Annotated in this window: 13 protein-coding genes; 2 read left to right on the plus strand and 11 right to left on the minus strand. The window is 70.1% G+C overall.

Translation table 11 applies throughout. From position 1 onward, the window contains the following. Positions 1-269 precede the first annotated feature (269 nt). Positions 270-3,485, plus strand: coding sequence for a replicative DNA helicase (gene dnaB / locus G6039_RS06880; protein WP_043796882.1), 3,216 nt, complete (start codon positions 270-272; stop codon positions 3,483-3,485). A gap of 110 nt (positions 3,486-3,595) precedes the next feature. Here the strand turns inward: dnaB and G6039_RS06885 are convergent, their stop codons facing one another. From G6039_RS06885 to G6039_RS06895, 3 genes are all read right to left on the minus strand, one after another. Beyond that, positions 3,596-4,915, minus strand: a complete 1,320-nt coding sequence (locus tag G6039_RS06885; RefSeq protein ID WP_006932321.1) for an MFS transporter — start codon at positions 4,913-4,915, stop codon at positions 3,596-3,598. Between the two features lie 307 nt (positions 4,916-5,222). Further along, positions 5,223-5,639 carry a TIGR03618 family F420-dependent PPOX class oxidoreductase gene (locus tag G6039_RS06890; protein WP_006932325.1) on the minus strand — a complete coding sequence of 139 codons (417 nt, stop codon included), beginning with the start codon at positions 5,637-5,639 and terminating at the stop codon, positions 5,223-5,225. Between the two features lie 58 nt (positions 5,640-5,697). Continuing rightward, positions 5,698-6,258, minus strand: a complete 561-nt coding sequence (locus tag G6039_RS06895; RefSeq protein ID WP_029546700.1) for a dihydrofolate reductase family protein — start codon at positions 6,256-6,258, stop codon at positions 5,698-5,700. 197 nt (positions 6,259-6,455) lie between these two features. On the opposite strand from G6039_RS06895, the gene G6039_RS06900 reads away from it, so the two are divergent. Further along, positions 6,456-8,204: a cutinase family protein gene (locus G6039_RS06900; RefSeq protein ID WP_043796878.1), complete on the plus strand. Its 1,749-nt coding sequence runs from the start codon at positions 6,456-6,458 to the stop codon at positions 8,202-8,204. On the opposite strand, the gene G6039_RS06905 is transcribed toward G6039_RS06900, so the two are convergent. The 8 genes from G6039_RS06905 to G6039_RS06940 form a co-directional block, all read right to left on the minus strand. Next, the gene (locus G6039_RS06905) at positions 8,195-8,866 is read right to left on the minus strand and encodes a hypothetical protein (RefSeq protein WP_043796876.1); all 672 of its coding nucleotides are present in this window, start codon (positions 8,864-8,866) and stop codon (positions 8,195-8,197) included. The genes G6039_RS06900 and G6039_RS06905 overlap by 10 nt on opposite strands. An 81-nt stretch (positions 8,867-8,947) precedes the next feature. After that, entirely contained in the window at positions 8,948-9,376 is a 429-nt protein-coding gene (locus G6039_RS06910; protein WP_029546697.1) for a CBS domain-containing protein, read from the minus strand. Between the two features lie 138 nt (positions 9,377-9,514). Continuing rightward, a complete protein-coding gene (locus tag G6039_RS06915; RefSeq protein WP_029546696.1) occupies positions 9,515-11,476 on the minus strand; it encodes a gamma-glutamyltransferase family protein in 1,962 nt (653 codons plus the stop codon). A gap of 169 nt (positions 11,477-11,645) precedes the next feature. Then, positions 11,646-12,689 (minus strand): YeiH family protein, encoded by a 1,044-nt coding sequence (locus G6039_RS06920; protein WP_006943674.1) that lies wholly within the window; start codon positions 12,687-12,689, stop codon positions 11,646-11,648. Positions 12,690-12,808: 119 nt separating this feature from the next. Next, positions 12,809-13,477 carry a methionine ABC transporter permease gene (locus tag G6039_RS06925; protein ID WP_029546695.1) on the minus strand — a complete coding sequence of 223 codons (669 nt, stop codon included), beginning with the start codon at positions 13,475-13,477 and terminating at the stop codon, positions 12,809-12,811. Continuing rightward, the gene (locus G6039_RS06930) at positions 13,474-14,484 is read right to left on the minus strand and encodes a methionine ABC transporter ATP-binding protein (RefSeq protein WP_043796874.1); all 1,011 of its coding nucleotides are present in this window, start codon (positions 14,482-14,484) and stop codon (positions 13,474-13,476) included. Before G6039_RS06930 ends, G6039_RS06925 begins: the two co-directional genes overlap by 4 nt. Continuing rightward, positions 14,481-15,320, minus strand: coding sequence for a MetQ/NlpA family ABC transporter substrate-binding protein (locus G6039_RS06935; protein ID WP_006943671.1), 840 nt, complete (start codon positions 15,318-15,320; stop codon positions 14,481-14,483). The genes G6039_RS06930 and G6039_RS06935 overlap by 4 nt, the downstream gene beginning before the upstream one ends. Continuing rightward, complete coding sequence (locus G6039_RS06940) at positions 15,317-16,381, minus strand: isopenicillin N synthase family dioxygenase (protein WP_010596238.1); 1,065 nt, start codon at positions 16,379-16,381, stop codon at positions 15,317-15,319. The genes G6039_RS06935 and G6039_RS06940 overlap by 4 nt, the downstream gene beginning before the upstream one ends. Positions 16,382-16,482: the final 101 nt, after the last annotated feature.

A 16,482-nucleotide genomic window follows, 5' to 3' on the forward strand; every position in this document is an offset into this window, starting at 1 on the left:
TTTTCCCGGTCTGAACAGCAGCGATGCGAAGTGTGAGATGCGTTGTCCCCAGGTTGTCCCCAAGGGGTGCACAAGGCCGTCCTCCCCTTTCCACAATTCATCCACAGTTGTGTGCACAGGCGGATTTGGACGCCGCCCTCCGAGTGCCTAACGTCGAGCGCGCGCGTCCCGGACGACGTGTCGGTGGGGCCGGGTAGAAGTGGTGTCGAGCGCCGGTGGACGGGGTCTGTCCCCGGCGGAGGTGCCGAGAAGGGGAAGGACGGCGTCGCGTGGCTGTAGTAGACGATCGGGGCCATTCCGACTACCCGGGACCGCCCGAGGAGCCGGCCGGCGACTTCGGCCGCCAGCCCCCGCAGGACATGGTTGCGGAGCAGTCCGTGCTCGGTGGCATGCTGCTCAGCAAGGACGCCATCGCCGACGTGCTCGAAGTGCTGCGGCCCGGCGACTTCTACCGTCCCGCCCATCAGGCCGTCTACGACGCCGTCCTCGACCTCTACAGCCGCGGTGAGCCCGCCGACCCCGTCACGGTGTCCGCAGAACTCGACCGGCGCGGAGAACTCCGCCGCATCGGCGGCGCCGCCTACCTGGTGACCCTGACCCAGACCGTGCCCACTGCTGCGAACGCGAGCTACTACGCCGAGATCGTCGCCGAGAAGGCCATCCTGCGCCGCCTCGTCGAGGCCGGAACGCGCATCGTCCAGTACGGCTACGCCGGCTCCGAGGGCCAGGACGTCGCCGAGGTCGTCGACCGGGCCCAGGCCGAGATCTTCGAGGTCTCCGAGCGCCGCACGTCCGAGGACTTCGTCCCGCTCGAAGAGCTGTTGCAGCCCACCATGGACGAGATCGACTCGATCGCCAGCCGCGGCGGCATCTCCCTCGGTGTGCCCACCGGATTCGCCGAGCTCGACGAGGTCACCAACGGCCTCCATCCCGGGCAGATGATCATCGTCGCCGCCCGTCCTGGCGTCGGCAAGGCGCTGGCCCTCGACACTCCCCTGCCCACCCCCGGCGGTTGGACGACCATGGGCGAGGTCGCCGCCGGCGACGAACTCCTCGACGCCCACGGCCGCCCCACCCGGGTGCTGGCCGCCACCGAGGTGCTGCACGGCCGGCCGTGCTTCGAGGTGGAATTCTCCGACGGCACCGTCCTCGTCGCCGACGAACAGCACCAGTGGGTCACCTCCGACGGCGGCCCGTCGCGCGTGCGCACCACCGGGGAGATCGCCGCGTCCCTCGCGGACGGTCACGTCGTCGGCAATGTCGCCGCGCTGCAGCTGCCCGTCGCCGATCTGCCCGTCGCCCCGTTCACCCTCGGCGCCTGGCTCGGCGGCCCCTCCGCCGATCCCCACGTGCACATGCGGGTGCAGGGCGAGGGCGGGTTCGCCGAGGAACTCATGACGCTCGGCGCCCGCATCCCCGGCGCCTACCAGCGGGCGTCGGAACGGCAGCGGCGCGAGCTGCTCGCCGGTCTGCTCGACGCCGGCGGCCACGTCGTCGACGACGGCACCGTCCGCTTCGAATCCGACTGCGCCCGACTGCGCGACGACGTCGCCGAGCTCCTGGCCGGCCTCGGCTACACCTGCACCACCACCGGCTCCACGGTGCGCTTCGCCACCGACGACGACGTCTTCGTCCTCCCCAGCAAGGCCAAGGCGCACAAGGAGACCCGCACGGGGGTGCCGCGGGAACGCCGCATCGTCGCCGTCCGCCCCGTCGAGTCCGTGCCGGTGCGGTGCGTCGAGGTCGACGGCGAGCACCTGTACCTCGCCGGACGGTCCATGATCCCCACCCACAACTCCACGCTCGGCATGGACTTCCTGCGGTCCTGCTCCGTCAAGCACGGCATGGCCTCCGTCATGTTCTCCCTCGAGATGGGCAAGACCGAAATCGTCATGCGGCTGCTCTCGGCCGAGGCGAAGATCAAGCTCGGCGACATGCGTTCGGGCCGCATGACCGACGACGACTGGACCCGGCTCGCCCGGCGGATGAGCGAGATCAGCGAAGCGCCGCTGTACATCGACGACTCCCCCAACCTGACGATGATGGAGATCCGCGCAAAGGCGCGGCGCCTCAAGCAGAAACACGACATCCGGCTGATCGTCGTCGACTATCTGCAGCTGATGACCTCCGGTAAGAAGGTCGAGTCCCGCCAGCAGGAGGTCTCCGAATTCTCCCGTAGCCTCAAGCTTCTCGCGAAGGAGCTCGAGGTCCCGGTGGTCGCGATCTGTCAGCTCAACCGTGGCCCCGAGCAGCGCACCGACAAGAAGCCGATGGTCTCCGATCTTCGCGAGTCGGGTTGCCTCACTGCGAGCACCCGCGTCCTGCGCGCGGACAACGGCTGCGAGGTCACCCTCGGCGAGTTGCTGGCCAGTGGTGAACAGCCCGTCGTCTGGTCGCTGGACGAGCGCATGCGTATGGTCGCCCGCCCGATGACCAAGGTGTTCCCGAGCGGACGCAAGGAAGTGTTCCGTCTGACGCTCGACTCCGGGCGTCAGGTCGAGGCCACCGCGAACCATCCCTTCCTCACCGTGGACGGGTGGATTCCCCTCGGCGAGCTGACGGCCGGGGAGCGCGTCGCAGTACCCCGCGCGGTTCCTGCCCCCCTCGAGACGCACGCCGTCTCGGAGGACGACGTCGTCGCGCTGGCTGAGCGCACCGTCGCCGATAGCTCTGTTCCGCCACAGGCATTCTCGCTGCCGAAGGAACAGATCGCCGCGCTCGTGTGCCACGTCTGGGAGGGCAACGGGATCGTCGCGTGGGACGCGGTCGAAGGACGAGCCGCTGTCCGGTATCCGTCCGCAGACCGGCGCCTCGCCGACGACCTGGCCCGCCTTCTCCTGCGAATCGGTGTCTTCGCTCGGATCGCCGCGGCCGGAACAGGCTCGGGCTGGGATGTTGTCGTCACCGGTCCGGAGAATCAGGCCGTCTTCCTGCACGACGTGGGTGCACACGGCACTGCGGCGCAGTGGGTGCTCGCTCAGCTCGGGCCGAAGCTCGTACGCCACGACGCCGACACCCTGACACCCGACGTCGAGGCGACGCTGAGCCGGCTCCTCGCAGTCGAGGAGCTCGCCCCCCGTGAGCTGGTCGCGGCCGCGGCTTCGCGGTCCGCAGGGGGTTCGCGATCGAGTCTGGCCCAGGTGGCGGGCGTCCTCGACACCGCCGACATCGAAATGCTCGCCACCAACAATGTGTACTGGGACGAGATCGTGTCCGTCACCAGCATCGGTGAGCAGGACGTGTTCGACGGGACCGTCCCGGGCACACACAACTTCGTTGCCGACGGCATCTCGGTGCACAACAGTCTCGAGCAGGACGCCGACATGGTGATCCTGCTGCACCGGCCCGACGCATTCGAACGTGACGACCCGCGCGGCGGCGAGGCGGACCTGATCCTCGGCAAGCACCGCAACGGTCCGACCGCCACCATCACCGTCGCGCACCAGCTGCACCTGTCGCGGTTCGTGGACATGGCGCGGGGCTGAGAGATCCGGTTCGCATCACTTAGCGACGTCCGACGGATTCGCTCACCGATTCGGAATCTACCCACGCAATTGACGCGGCAAATTCCGAATCAGTGAGCAAGTTTCGAGTGTTACCGCACCGGCCGGCTCGTCGACAGCGCGAGGGCGCCGAGTACGCCGACGGCGGCGAAGGCGTAGAAGCCCCAGGGGTAGGCGACGCCGGCCTGCAGCAGCGCGCCGCCGAGGATCGGACCGCAGATCGCGCCGATGCGGCCCACGCCGGCGGACCAGCCGAGCGCCGTGGCGCGTGCCTCGGCCGGGTAGGCCGCGCTCGTGAAGGCGTAGACGAGTACCTGGGAGCTGAAGACGAAGCACCCGGCGAGGAACACCAGCACGTAGACGCCGTAGGCGAGGTTGATGCTGAGCGTGGCGAGGAACAGCGCGGCGAGCGTGAACCATGCGATGCCCGCGGTGCGGGCGCCGATCCGGTCGGCGACGCGGCCGGCGACGAGCAGGCCCGCGACGGCACCGGCGTTGAGCACGAGCAGCAGCGACAGCGACGCACCGAGGTCGTATCCGGCTTCCCGCATGATCGTCGGCAGCCAGGTGTTGAGGCCGTAGACCAGGAGCAGGCCCATGAATGAGGTGACCCAGATGGACACGCTGGTGCGCAGCAGCTGCGGCGAGAACAGAGTCCGCACCGGCGATCCCGGTTTCGAGGTCTTCGCGACATCCGCGGGGCAGTCGGTGTCCGACGGCACCGTGGTCACATCGATGGGCGGAAGTCCGTAGTCGGCGGCGATGCGCTCGGATTCGTCGTGCCGGCCTCGCACCGACAGGTAGGCCGGCGACTCGGGCAGGTAGCGGATCATCAGCGGGACGAGGACGAACGCCGGCAGGGTGCCCGCGATGAACATCGAACGCCACCCCGAACTTTCGAGGAGAACGAGGGCCAGCAGCGCGGTCGCCACGGCGCCGACGTGATAGCCGGTCATGACGGTCGTCGACGCGGATCCCTTTTTGCCGGGCATGAATTCGGCGACGATCGCCAACGCGGTGGGCAGTGCGCCGCCGAGCCCGAGACCCGCGAGGAAGCGCAGGCCGCCGAGCATCTCCGGCGAGGTCGCGAAAGCACACGCGAGTGTCAGCACCGAGAAGGCGGTGACGGAGAAGATGAGGGTGCGTCGCCGGCCGAGGACGTCGGTGAGGGTGCCGATAGCCAGGGCTCCGAGTGTCATGCCGACCAGGCCGGCGGTCGAGATGACCGTGAGGCCGCCTGCGTCGAGGTTCCAGTCCGGGTAGTCCAGCAACGCCGGATTCACCGCGCCGAGAACGACGAGGTCGAAGCCGTCGAGAAGTACCGCGACCCAGCACAGCGCGACGACGAGACTCGCGGAGCGGGTTGCGTGTCGGGGCGCCTGGGCGGCGGTCCGATCCGAGCTTGTTCGCATAGTGCACACCTGTTCGTAACCGAGTGATCGTTCGGATTGTGACTGCGCGCGCTGCGATACGTCAACTCGGCCGCGGCGCGGGGTCGACCGCGAAAATTGATCAGGCAGAATCTATTTCACTCAGCGAAAACGGCCATTGTGCTTACGGTCCGGGGATGGTGGGGGTCGGGATCCGCTCTGACCGAAATTCACGCGCCGCACCGGAATTCGCTGCGGCAGTTCAGCGCGCGAATTCCGGTGCGGCGTGCGGATCACGGTCGCCGTCGCGCCGGGGCGGCCCGGGAGCCGATCGTTCGAGTGTTGTGGCTCAGGTTCCGGCGTCCGAGGGATGTCGGAACGGGAGATCCTGCAGGTGAACTCGCTCGGGTTCGATGAGCGACACGATCGCTGAGCGCATGGGGAAGTCGCTGCCGATGTAGCGGTTGCTCATTCGGTCCATGATCGCGACCGCTTCGTCGCCTTCGAGTTCCTCGACGACCCGGCCGCGGACGACGACCGACCGATACGGGTTGTGCTCATCGCAGACCGACACGGCGACGCGCCCGTCACGGCGCAGATTGGCGACCTTCCGGTTCTCCTGAGCGGAGAATATCGCCAAGTGATCACCTTCGACCGCGATCCACACCGGGGAGACGTGCGGCGAGCCGTCGGGCATGAGCGTCGCGACGTGCGCCATGTTCCGCGCCCCGAGCAGAGCCCGCACGTCGCCGGACAGATCGGCCATGCCCGGTAGCCTACTCGCGCCGACGACGGTGCCGAGGCTGTTTGCCGCCGCAGGGGAATCAGCCCGCCGCGTAGCGGGAGAAGGTGATGCCGGAACGGAAGGCGTTCGCTGCGAGCAGGCGCAGCCGCGGCAACGCGAATCCGTCCGGAAACAACCGGCGTCCGCGGCCCTGCACGACGGGATGGACGAACAGCCGGTATTCGTCCACGAGTCCGGCCTCGATCAGGGCGTGGCACAGCGAGATGCTGCCGGTGACCACGATGTCCCGGCCCATGCGCGCCTTCAGGGCGCGTATCGCGGCCAGAGGCTCGGCGGAGAGGACGGTGGTGTGCTGCCACTGCGGATCCGTCACGGTCGAGGACACCACGTACTTCTGCACCTGGTCGAGATACGCGGAGATGCCCGTGGGATCGTCGGTCCGCCCCGGCCAGTAGCCCCGGAAGTCCTCGAACGTCCGTCGGCCGAGCACCAGCGCGTCGGACTCGCTGTCCTGCCGGTGCAGTTCCGCCAGATGATCCGAATTGTCCACCTCCGCCTGACCCTGGGGGTCGAACCAGTCCCCCAGCATCTCGATCGAACCGTCGAGGGTGACGTTCTGGGTGATGGCAAGTGTCCGCAACGGGTCCCTCCTTCCGACGTGATGCCCGTGTCGCTCCGCCTACGGGATACCGACCGCCCGGGCGCCGGGAACTCATCGCGACCCCGCCTACGACGCGGACATGTAACACGATTGCCGTCTCGAACGACTTTCCGACCGACGCGTCGACACCACAATCAGGGTCGTCGGCACGGACCGACTTCGGATGGGGATTGACCATGGCACTTGACTGGGCGGTGCGAAACAAGCGGATTGTCGCGGCTGCGGTGGCACCCGTGGCGCTGGGCGCGGCGGCGGTGGTCGCCGTCGCTGTCTCGGAACCGTCGGCTCCGTCGACGGCCCCGACGACGCTGACCGCCTCGGTCACCGAGTGCCACGACATGGTCAGCATCGCGGTCGGCGGGCGCAACGACAGTCCCCGCCCCGGCACCCACGCGATGCTCCTCGACGCCGACGGGAACCCCCTGCCGGCCGCATCGTCCACCGACTTCAGCAGCCCCTGGGTCGACGAGGTCGTGAACGCGCCGCGGGACGACGTGCCCGAGGGTTCCTACTCCGCCGTGTACGTCGAGTACCCGGCGAACATGTCGTCGTACGACGACGCCGTCGAGGCCGGCGTGGACAACGCCGAGACCGTGATGCAGGCGATCCGCCAGGCATGCCCCGACACGAAGTTCGCCGTCGTCGGGTACAGCGAGGGCGCCGACGTTGCGCGCCGCGTGGCGATGGAGATCGGCAACCAGGAAAGCGCCGAGGACGGGTCGTACGAGATCGTCGATCCGGATTCGGTCGTGGGTGTGGTCATCCTGGCCGACGCCGGGCGCACGGCGGGTGAGGGACCGTTCCCCGGCGCGGAGGACGAGTTCCGCAACCCGGACGGATTCGACCTCGCCTACCAGTCGGGCCGGAACAGCGCGTCGGGCAGCGGTTCGCTGCCGGGCACCTCGGGGAGCTTCGGGGCGCTGGACGGCAAGGTGGCGTCGTTCTGCTCGGAGGGCGACCTGACCTGCTCCGCTCCGGAGAACATCGCCCTGCTGCAGCTCGCGGTGAACGTAGGACGGCAGTTGAACGTCGACGCGCTCGAGCGCGACGGGCTCACCCCGGAGACCGCGCTGGACGTCGCCACGGTCCTCGGGCGGATCGCCATGGCCGCGTTCGCCGACATCCAGTCGCAGGAGAACTGGATGCAGAGCGACGAGACCTTCCTCGACGTCCTCATCAAGGTGTCGGATCCGTCCTACGAACCGGCCGTCCGCGACGTCGCCTCGACCGGCACGGACGGCGAGATCACCTCCGGTGAGCTGATCGACCTGACCTATCTGCCCGCGAAGCTGCGCAACGAGGTCATCGGATTCATCGCCGACAACGAGAACACCCTCGAGGTGGCGCTGAGCGATCCGTACCAGCAGACCCTCGGGCCGGACACCGGGCACCACTTCGACTACTGGCGCGATTCCGACCCCGAGAACGGAAAGCCCCTGACGTCCGCGCAGTACGCGGCGGCATGGCTGACCCATCTGGCGAAGCAGGCCGAGAGCGGCGAGCTCGACAAGGCCGAGGCCGAGTCGACCGCTCCGCAGCTCGTCGTCTCGTCGAAGCCGATCGATCCGGCGCCGCTCCCGCCGACGACGGACGGCGACGTGGAGAAGGCCGCCGCCGGGGCCACCACGACCACCACGTCGTCGACCCCGGCGTCGCCGACTCGGGCCGCGGCCTCCTCGTCGGCTTCGCCGGCACCGGTGCCGCCCGTCCCGGCTGCGGCCCCGGCTCCCTCGCCCGCGGCCCCGGCTCCCTCGCCCGCGGCGCCGTCCCCGCTGCCGGCCGTGGAGCCCCTGCCTGCCGTGGAGCCGCTGCCGACCGTCGAGCCGACGACCGTCGCCCCGACGACCGCGGAGTCGAGTGCCCCCGGGACCACGACGCCGGCCGCAACCACCACCCCGACGACCACGCCGGTGCCTCAGCCGTAGGCCGGCTGAGGGCTCGCCTCGCGGATCGCCCTGGCCCTGGTCGTCGCCGCGACGACCAGGGCCAGGGCGGCGAAGGCGGGCAGCGGATGGCCGAGCAGAGTCGCGACGGCGAGGTCCGCGGCCACCGCGCCGGTCGCCATGGCGAAGACCCACGGCGGCGCGGCGGGCAGCTTCGCCTTCCCGGCCGACCACGGGGTGCGGCCCCACGGTTTCGCGACCGACAACCACGCCTGGAACGCGAGGGCGCTGATCATCAGAGCGGTGCCCGCGATCATCGGTCCCGCCGGTCCGGACGTGCCGTCGCGGGCGGCGGCCACCGAGCCGTTCAGGCCCGCCGACAGCAGGAGGATCCCCAGGTTCACCTGGACCACGGTGAGGACGAACTTGATCGCCACCCACCAGTAGCGCAGGAATCCCCACGGCGTCGCCGCCGCGAGGAGAAAGCCCGTGAACGCCGACGCGTTGGCCAGCGGAGCGAGCAGCGTGCCGTCGAGGTGCTGCGCCATGGTCGTGCCGGCCACCCGCACGGCGGGATCCACCGCGGTGCGGCTCAGCGTCAACAGAACGAGCAGTGCGAGGGCCTGGCCCATCCATCCCACGGACGTGACCACGTGCAGCCACACCGTCGCCTGCCGCCACCGCTGCCCCGGACGCTTCGCCATATGGTCCACTGTCGTCCGGCAGGCGCCGCAGGGTAATCCGGGATCACCCGGAGAATCCCCCTGAAATCCGGTGCCCCGGGTTCAGCCGTGCTCGATGTACGACTCGAGTTGGTCGCGTTCGCACTGCAGTTCGTCGATCCGGCTCTTCACGATGTCACCGATGCTGACGATGCCTACCAGGTGGCCGTCCACCACGACGGGCAGGTGCCGGATCCGGCGTTCGGTCATGGTCTCGGCCAGGCTGTTCACCGTGTCGGTGGGCAGGCACGTGGACACCGTCGTGCTCATGATGTCCCGGACACGGGCGTCGAGCAGGGCGGGACCGTGCTGGTGGAGCCGGCGCACGACGTCGCGTTCGGAGACGATGCCGATCACGGCGTCGCCCTCCACCACGACGAGGGCGCCCACGTTGTGGCGGGCGAGTTCACCGATCATCTCGTCGACCGAGAGGTCCGGATCGACCGTGGCCACGACCGGCCCCTTGTTCCGCAGCACGTCCGCGATCCGCATCCGGGCACCCCGATCCATCCGCTCCCAGTCATCCGCCGTGACGGCGATCGATGGTTGTCGATCTTATTCCTGCAGTTCGACGAGACCCCGTGTGGTTATCCAGTCGTGACTCGATGGGCCGTACCGCGCGTCGGATCGTTATCCGGTGGCGTCGCCCATCACCGCGCCCTCGCGACGGGGGTCCGCGCCGCCGACCCATCCCGACTCGTCCCGGCGGAGCGCACTCAGTCCGCTGGACTGCGGGAGCACCGCCACCTGATGGCCTCGCGCGCGCAGCTCGGCCACCAGCGGATCGCGTGCGCCGTCGTCGCTGCCGTCGATCGCCGGATGCTCGCCCCCGACCCCGGTGACCGGGGTGTTCGCCGCGCCGAACGCCACCGCCGACACCGCCTGCTGCGGGTCCAGGCCCCAGTCGAGCATCCCGACGAGCGTCTTGACCACGTACTGGATGATGACGGAACCGCCCGGCGAGCCGACGACGATGCGCAGGTCGCCGCGGCTGCCGTCGGGATTGCGATCGAAGACGAGCGTCGGCGCCATCGAACTGCGCGGTCGCTTGCCCGGTTCGACGCGGTTGGCCACCGGCACCCCGGCCTTGTCCACGGGTTCGGCGGCGAAGTCCGTCAGCTGGTTGTTCAGCAGAAAGCCGTCGACCATGTGGAACGACCCGAACGCCGATTCGATCGTCGTGGTCATCGAGGCCACGTTGCCGTATTCGTCGGCGATGGAGATGTGGCTGGTGCCGTGTTCGCGATCCTGTGGTGGGGTGCCCAGGGGCACCGGCCCGAAGTCGCCGGGTTGTGCCGTGCCCATGCTCCGGCCCGGGTCGATGAGGCCCGCACGCCCGCGCAGGTAGTCGTCGTCGAGCAGCGTCTGCGGCGAATTGCCGGGCAGGGGAACGAAGTCCGAGTCCGCCACGTACTTGTCGCGGTCCGCGTACGCGAGACGCTCGGCCTCGGAGATCAGGTGCACGGCGTCGGCGGTCGGCTCGCCACCGTTCTCGTCGACGTCGGTCGGTCCCAGCGCGGACAGGTCGAAGTTCCCGAGGATGCCCATCGTCGCCGCCACCGCGATCCCGCCCGAGGACGGGTTCGGCATGCCACAGACCTCGTGCGCCCGATACGGCGTGCAGAGGGGGGTGCGCTTCTTCACCTCGTAGCCGGCGAGGTCGTCGACCGTCATCGTCCCGGGGGTGCGGCCGCCCGCCTCGGTGGTGGTGGCGTCGACGATGTCCCGGGCGAGGGCTCCGGTGTAGAAGGCGTCGGCGCCGCCGGACGCGATGGCGCCGAGCGTCTTCGCCATGGCGGGGTTGACCAGGACGGTGCCCGCGGTCTTGGGCGTGCCGTCGGGGTTCAGGAAGTACGCCCGCGCCTCGTCGTCGACGGCGAGGTCGGGTGCCGAGTCGGCGATCGACTCGGCCATCCGGTCGCTGATCACCACCCCGTCGTCGGCGAGGGAGATGGCCGGGTCGAACAACCGGGCCCACTCCGTGCCCCCGTGTTCGCGGTGCACCTCCTCGAGCAGGCGCACCACTCCGGGCACCCCGATCGAGCGGCCGCTGGCCCGGGCGTCGGGCCGGGGCGCGGTGCGGTCGGTGTCGCTGATCCAGCGCAGGTAGTTCTCGGTGGCCGACATCGGTGCCGTCTCCCGGCCGTCGTACGCCTGCACCTGCCCGGTCTCCGCGTCGTAGTAGAGCAGGAAGGCGCCGCCGCCGATCCCCGACGACTGGGGCTCCACGAGCCCGAGCACCGTCTGCGCGACGACCAGCGCGTCGGCGACGGTGCCGCCGTCGCGCAGCACCTTGCACGCCGCCTCCGTCGAGACCGGGTTGGCGGTGGACACCGCGTACGACGCGGTCGTCACCGCCGTCATGTCGTCGCGGTAGCCGGTGGCGACCTCGGGGTTGGTGGCCAGGTCCCTTTCGGACGCCGACGGGGCGGGCGGCGCGGCGGACAGCGGGGTGCCGTTGGGGACGTGGATGCATTCGGCGGTCCCCGACGAGTCGTCCCCGGCCGACGTGCAGGCGCCGAGCAGCGCGACGGACAGTGCCGCGGCGATCGCGACGCGGATCGTGGAGCCCACCTTCGCCACCGGTGTCATCTCGCCGACGGTAACAGCGGCCACCGGTGCCCGAAGTGCTTCCCGCGAGATCCGTTTCGGCCGGGCCGTCGTGCCGGGCCACCGCGTCCAGCCGCGAACCTTCCGGTCACCCGCGTGCGGCACGACTGTTGTGTGTGGCCGATCGGCGCGCGGCTGTGGAGCGTATCCGCTATCCCAGCAGCACAATTCCGGTGAGGGCGATCGCCGAGACCCACACCGTGGATGCGGCGGCGAGCGCGAAGGGCCGCCAGCCCACGCCCCGCAGGACGTCGATGCGCACGGCGGTGCCGAGCGCGAACATGGCGGCGGTGAGCAGCGCCGTCTGCGCGAGCCGGGCGACGTCCAGAGCCGGGTCGGGGAGCAGGCCGGTGGCGCGCAGGGCCACGCAGCCGAGGAAGCCGAGCAGGAACAGCGGCACCAGCGGGGGCCGCCGCATTTCGGTCTGCTCGCGGCTGCGGCGGCGGGACACCGCGCCGATCCAGGCGACCACGGGCGCGAGCATCGCGACCCGGGCGAGCTTCACGGTCACGGCCACCGCAAGGGCGCTCGCGCCCAGCGCCCCGGCGTTGCCGGCGTCCACGGCTTCCCCCGCGGCGACGACCTGCGCCACCTCGTGGATCGCGGCGCCGGCCCACATGCCGGCCTGGGTGGTGTCGAGTCCCAGCGCGGAGGCCGCGAGCGGCAGGCCGGGGATCATGGCGGTGCCGAAGACGACCACCAGTGCGACGGCGGTGACCACGTGCTGCTTGCGGGCGTCGACGACCCCGTCCACCGCGGCGACGGCGGCGGCGCCGCAGATCGAGAAGCCGCAGGCGACGAGCAGGCGCTGGGTCCAGTCGAGCCCGAGGATCCTGCCCAGTGCCATCGTTCCGGCGATGCCGCCGACCACCACGGCCACGACGAGGCCGAGCACGCCCCAGCCGAGGGCGAGCACGTCGGTGACGAGGAGTTGCAGACCGAGGAGGGCGACCCCGATCCGGAGCAACCGGCGCGAGGCCACGGCCAGGCCGGGTTCGGTGGACGCCGGGAGCGAGGTCGTGTTGGCCAGGAGTGCGCCGAGGACGATGGCGATCAGCAGGGGGCTGATGCCCCCGGCGAGCCGGGCGGCGACGAGGGCCGCCGCTGCCGCCGCGGCACAGACGGCGAGTCCCGGAAGCGGAGCGCGCAGGCGTACCGCGGCCGGGGCCGAGAGCGTCTGGAGAGAAGTGGCCATGGTCTCCACCCTGGCGGGTGGCGCGCGTCGCGGATAGACGGTGTTTCGGCATCACCTCATATCGATTCGATATGAGACGGGGCCGCGGTAGGCATGGCCGCGCCGCCACGAAGCGAACTTCATCGCCGGTGTGCGAGCGCCCGCACCGCGACGTCTCCCACGGTCTGCAGCGCCTGCACGAGCACGATCAACACCACCACCGCGACCATCAGGACCGGGGTGTTGAAGCGCTGGTACCCGTAGACGATGGCGAAGTCGCCGAGCCCGCCGCCGCCGACGACCCCGGCCATCGCGGAGTAGCCGACCAGCAGAACCGCGGTGAGGGTGGCACCGGAGATCAGAGACGAAAGCGATTCGGGAAGAAGTACTTTGGTGACGATCTGCCGGTTCGAGGCCCCCATGGCCCGGGCCGCGTCCACCCGCCCACGCGGAACCTCTCGCAGCGCGCTCTCGACGATGCGGGCAAAGAACGGGATCGCGCCGATCGTCAAGGGGACGAGCGCGGCGGTCGGCCCGATCGCAGTCCCGACCACCAGACGGGTCACACCGATCAGCGCGATCAGCAGGACCAGGAACGGCAGCGAACGGAACACGTTGACCACGGCCCCGACCACGAGATACAGCGTGCGGATCGGGCGCAGCCCGTCCGGCGCGGTCACGTGCAGCAGAACACCCACGAGCACCCCGCCCACGACGGTGAGGAGGAAGGCGACGCCCACCATGTAGAGGGTGTCGAGCGTGGCGGCCCACACCTCGGGCAGGGCGTCGTACCAGCTGAGTTTGTTCATGCCCCGACCCTCGCCACGACGCCGGTCGTCCACGCGACGGTGACGTCGGGCAGGACGGCGAAGAATCGGTCCACCGCGTCGCGATCCACGTCGCCGTCGAAACGCACGTGCAGCTTGCCGATGTCGGTACCGGCGACACGGTCGACCCGGCCACCGACGACCGCGACGTCGACCCCGACGTCGCGGGAGAGCCGGGACAGCCACGGCGTGGCGACGGCGGAGCCGCGGGCGGTGACGAGCGCGGTCACGTCCCCGTTCTGCTCGCCGACGCCCGCCGGCAGCAGCGCATCACCGAGGCGGGAGACGGGGTCGGCCACGAGATCGGCCACGGGACCGGATTCGACGATGCGGCCCCCGTCCAGCAGCGCCGCCGACGTGCAGATCCGGCGCACCACGGACAGCTCGTGGGTGACGACGACGATGGTGACGCCGAGGGTCCGGTTGACGGTCGCGATCAGATCGAGCACCTGCTCCGTGGTGGCCGGGTCGAGGGCACTGGTCGCCTCGTCGCACAGCAGGACGTCGGGCTCGGCGGCGAGTGCGCGCGCGACGCCGACGCGCTGCTGCTGCCCGCCGGACAACTGCGAGGGGAAGGCGTCCCGCTTGTCGGTGAGCCCGACCAGCTCGAGCAACGTCTCGGCCCGGTCCCGTCGCTCCGTCCTCCGTACGCCGGCGACCTCGAGCGGAAACTCGACGTTCGCGCGGACGGTGCGGCAGTGCAGGAGGTTGAACTGCTGGAACACGGTGCCGATGCGGCGACGGGACCCGCGCAGCCGGCCTTCGGACAGGTGCGAGAGGTCCTCGCCGCGCAGGAGGATGCGTCCGCTCGTGGGGCGTTCCAGCAGGTTCAGGCACCGCAGCAGCGTGGACTTGCCGGAACCGCTGGGGCCGACGATGCCGAAGACCTCTCCCTCGTCGATCCTCAGGTCGATTCCGCGGAGTGCGTCGATCGTGCCGGTGCCGCCCGTTGCCGGGTACGACTTGGTGAGTCCGTCGACGACGATCACGCGCCGACCTCGTGGACGGGTACGACCGCGCCGTCGTAGTTCTCGGCGATCCAGGCGGCGACCTCGGGCGACTCGAGGGCGTCCGCGAGGGCGGTGACGGCGGGATCGGACGCATCCTCCGATCGCACCACGAGGATGTTCTCGAACGGGTTGTTGTCGACGGATTCCCGCACGATGCTGTCGTCCGCGGGGTTGAGCCCCGCTTCGAGCGCGTAGTTCGAGTTGACGACCGAGGCCGTGATCGCCGGATCGTCGACGGTGCGCGCGAGCTGCGCGCGTTCGAGCTCGACGAACCTCAGGTTCTTCGGATTCGAGACGATGTTCGCGGCAGTGACCGTCGCGATGTCCGCTTCGGACAGCGGCTTGTCGAGTTCGAGCAGGCCCGCCGACTCCAGGAGGTAGAGCGCACGCGCGAAATTGGTCGTGTCCTTCGGCAGCGCGATCGTGTCGCCGTCCTTCAGGTCCGCGACCGCGGCGATCTTGTTCGAGTACAGGCCGAGCGGTTCGAGGTGTACGGCGGCGACCGACTCGAGGTTGTCCACGCCCTTCTGCTGCTGCCAGTCGGCGAGGTACGGGTGGTGCTGGAAGAAGTTGGCGTCGACGTCACCGGCTTCGAGCAACTCGTTCGGGTCCACCTCGCCGGTCACGGGCTTGATGTCGAGGACGACGTCGCCGAGCGCACCGGATTGCCGCACGTGTTCCAGGATTTCGACGTGCGGTGTCGCGGAGGCGGAGATCACGAGCGTGTCCTCGCCGGTCCCGGAGGCGGAGCAGGCGGCCAGCCCGGTGGCCAGGGCGACGGCGGAGACCACGGACAGGGTGCGGCGCAGAGTCATTCGGAGTGTTCGCTTTCGTCGAGATCGCCGGGCCGGCCGGCGAGGAGGGGGGAGTTCGAGAGGTCGGCGTGATGGCGCTCGGTGACGTTGGGGTGGGCCCGCAGTCGTGACTTGAGCGCGTTGAGCCCATACACGGCGTGCAAGGCGTCACCGTGCTCGTCCGCACCGACGCCGCGGGCCTCGGCGGCGAGTGCGCCGGGCAGTGGCACATGCGGCAACGCCTGATCCAGTGCGGGATTGAGGAAGAACGGCAGGGATACCCGGTCGGTGCCGGGAGCCGGCGGAAGGACCCGGTGCGTCGTCGCCTTCAGGTAGCCGCCGGTGGCCAGTTCGAGGAGTTCGCCGATGTTGACGACGAAGTGTCCGGGCAGGGGTTCGACGTCGACCCAGGTGCCGTCGATCTCCACCTGGAAGCCGGTGCTTCCGGGTTCCGGATAGAGCAGCGTGAGAACTCCCACGTCCTTGTGACTGCCCACACCCTGTCCGGTGATCGATCGGTCGTGGCCCGGGTACCGTACGATCTTCAGCAGCGGATCGGGGTCCGCGAACGCGCCGTCGAAGAAATCGGCTGGTGCGGAGAGGGATTCGGACCATGCCCGGAGGAGTCGACGGCCGACCGCGCCGGCCTGCTCGATCCACTGCAGCGCGAGCGTCCGCAGCTGCGGCACCCGGCTCGGCCACAGGTTCGGACCGTGCAGCACCTCCCACGGCCGCTGGGGGTCGAACTGTGCCACCGGAGCCCGTTCGGGGCCGATGTCGAGTTGCTCGCGCCAGTCCACATATCCCTGGGTTCGTTCACCCCCGACGCGGGTGTAGCCGCGGAAATGAGGCGAGTGGGAGTTCTCGATCTCCAGCTTCACGGGGTCGGGCAGGGCGAAGAACGCGCGTGCCGCCGCGATCAGCCGGTCGGCGAGGGCCGGGTCGATGCCGTGGCCGGCCAGGTGGAAGAAGCCGACCTCGTGCGTGACCCGGCGCAGCCGGTCGAGCAGGGCGGCCCGGGTGGCGGCATCGCCGTCGAGGCCTGTGAGGTCGACGACGGGCAGGGTGGTCGAGGGAGGCATCGCAGGGAGTCCTTTCGGGCCACGTCGAGCGCCGGGTGCCCGGGAAACGGGCAACGCGGCACCGGCGGCCGGAGGAGATGTCGGTATCGGGAGACGCGGGT

The organism is Rhodococcus aetherivorans (genome assembly GCF_011058165.1).
In the GTDB taxonomy this organism is placed as follows: Bacteria; Actinomycetota; Actinomycetes; order Mycobacteriales; family Mycobacteriaceae; genus Rhodococcus; species Rhodococcus aetherivorans.

Bases quoted from the DNA above. Each gene is read 5' to 3' on its own strand.
- G6039_RS06900 (WP_043796878.1), top strand. From the start codon at position 6,456: ATGGCACTTGACTGGGCGGTGCGAAACAAGCGGATTGTCGCGGCTGCG.
- G6039_RS06890 (WP_006932325.1), bottom strand. From the start codon at position 5,639: ATGGCCGATCTGTCCGGCGACGTGCGGGCTCTGCTCGGGGCGCGGAAC.
- G6039_RS06920 (WP_006943674.1), bottom strand. From the start codon at position 12,689: ATGGCCACTTCTCTCCAGACGCTCTCGGCCCCGGCCGCGGTACGCCTG.
- G6039_RS06905 (WP_043796876.1), bottom strand. From the start codon at position 8,866: ATGGCGAAGCGTCCGGGGCAGCGGTGGCGGCAGGCGACGGTGTGGCTG.
- G6039_RS06935 (WP_006943671.1), bottom strand. From the start codon at position 15,320: ATGACTCTGCGCCGCACCCTGTCCGTGGTCTCCGCCGTCGCCCTGGCC.
- G6039_RS06940 (WP_010596238.1), bottom strand. From the start codon at position 16,381: ATGCCTCCCTCGACCACCCTGCCCGTCGTCGACCTCACAGGCCTCGAC.
- G6039_RS06885 (WP_006932321.1), bottom strand. From the start codon at position 4,915: ATGCGAACAAGCTCGGATCGGACCGCCGCCCAGGCGCCCCGACACGCA.
- G6039_RS06910 (WP_029546697.1), bottom strand. From the start codon at position 9,376: ATGCGGATCGCGGACGTGCTGCGGAACAAGGGGCCGGTCGTGGCCACG.
- G6039_RS06915 (WP_029546696.1), bottom strand. From the start codon at position 11,476: ATGACACCGGTGGCGAAGGTGGGCTCCACGATCCGCGTCGCGATCGCC.
- G6039_RS06925 (WP_029546695.1), bottom strand. From the start codon at position 13,477: ATGAACAAACTCAGCTGGTACGACGCCCTGCCCGAGGTGTGGGCCGCC.